Origin of the sequence: Pseudonocardia pini (assembly GCF_013870575.1) — a bacterium.
GTDB lineage: Bacteria > Actinomycetota > Actinomycetes > Mycobacteriales > Pseudonocardiaceae > Pseudonocardia > Pseudonocardia pini.
The window spans coordinates 1-1,523 of sequence record NZ_JACBXB010001040.1 but is presented as its reverse complement, the minus strand read 5'-3'; the positions used below and the strand labels follow the sequence as shown (position 1 = coordinate 1,523).

Sequence of the window (1,523 nt, the reverse complement as noted above, 5' to 3'; positions counted from 1 at the left end):
CGGGCCCGGGAGGCCCGGAGCACGGCCGCGGCCGCGGTGAAGGACGCTGCCCAGGTGGAACGGCAGGCGAGCCGAGCCGCCCGGGACGCCGCAGCCACCCTGGCCCAGGCCGAGGCACATCTGGCGGACCTGCAGTAAGGCCTGTTGATCACCATCAGCAGTGATCACCAGGCCCTGACGCAGGAATGCTCGGGCCCACACCTGCGGGAAGGCCTGCTGATCACCAATGGGGGTGATCATCAGGCCCCTACGCAGGAATGCTCGGGCCCAAACCTGCGGGAAGGCCTGTTGATCGCCATCAGCAGTGATCATCAGGCCCCTGCGCAGGATTGCTCGAGCAGGAACCTGCGTGAGGGCCTGTTGATCACCGAGGGGGGTGCTCGCCCCGCTCCCGCAGCTCCCGCTTGAGGATCTTGCCGGTCGCGGTGCGCGGGAGGGGCTCGTCCCACCAGAGCACCGTGGTGGGGACCGCGAAGCTCGCGACCCGCTCCGCCACCCGCGTCCGCAGCTCGGCGGCCGCCTCGTCGGTGCCGCCCGCGCCGGGCGCGGGCCGCACGGCCGCGGCGACCTCCTCCCCCAGGGTCTCGTGCGGGAGCCCGAACACCGCCACCTCCTCGACCCACGGGACCTCGTGCAGGGCCGCCTCGACCTGCGAGCTGTACACGTTCTCCCCGCCGCGGATCACGACGTCCTTCAGCCGGTCCACCACGTACACCCAGCCGGCCTGCGTGAAGCCGAGGTCGCCGGTGCGGAACCACCCGTCGACGAACGCCGCGGCGGTCGCCTCGGGACTGCGCCAGTACCCGCCGACCACGTTCGGCCCGCGGAACCAGAGCTCGCCGATCTCGCCCGCCGGGACGTCGAGCAGGGTGTCCGGGTCGACGACCCGCAGGTCCGCCCCCGGCGCGAGCCGCCCGACGCTGTCCGGGTGCGCGAGGTAGTCCGTCGAGCCGTTCGCGCAGATCGCCGAGGTGGTCTCGGTGAGGCCGTACCCGTTCGCGGCGTAGGGCCCGAGCGCGGTGCCGATCCGCCGCACCAGCTCGCCGGGGATCGGCGCGCCGCCCATGCCGAAGCGGGTCAGCGTGCCCATCTCGTCGGGGTGGGCGATCGTGTCCTCGGCGAGCTCGCGCAACGTCGTGGGGACGCCCGCCGCGGCGGTCAGCCCGTGCTCGCGGACGAGCCTGCGGGCCTCGTCGCGGTCCCACCGGTACAGCGTCGCGACCGATCCCCCGACGAGGACCTGCTGGTAGAGGCTGTTGAGCCCGGCGATGTGGAACAGCGGGTAGGTCAGCAGCATCCCGCTGCGGGCGGGTGGCGCGATCCCGCGCGCGGCCGCGCCCGCCCGCCCGGTCAGCAGGACGTTCAGCGCGTTCGTGACGTGGTTGCGGTGCGTGTGCACCGCGCCCTTGGGCCGCCCGGTCGTCCCCGACGTGTAGAGGATCGTGGACGCGTCGTCGGGCTGCACCGTGACGGGTGGCGCCCCGGCCGCGGGATCGAACGTGGCGACGAGCTCCGCCCACTCC

General features: G+C 73.5%; 1 protein-coding gene. It reads right to left on the bottom strand.

The annotated features are described in order from the left end of the window. Positions 1 to 364 precede the first annotated feature (364 nt). On the bottom strand, positions 365 to 1,523 hold a 1,159-nt coding region (locus H5J29_RS32270; protein WP_181784695.1), incomplete at its 5' end, for a class I adenylate-forming enzyme family protein.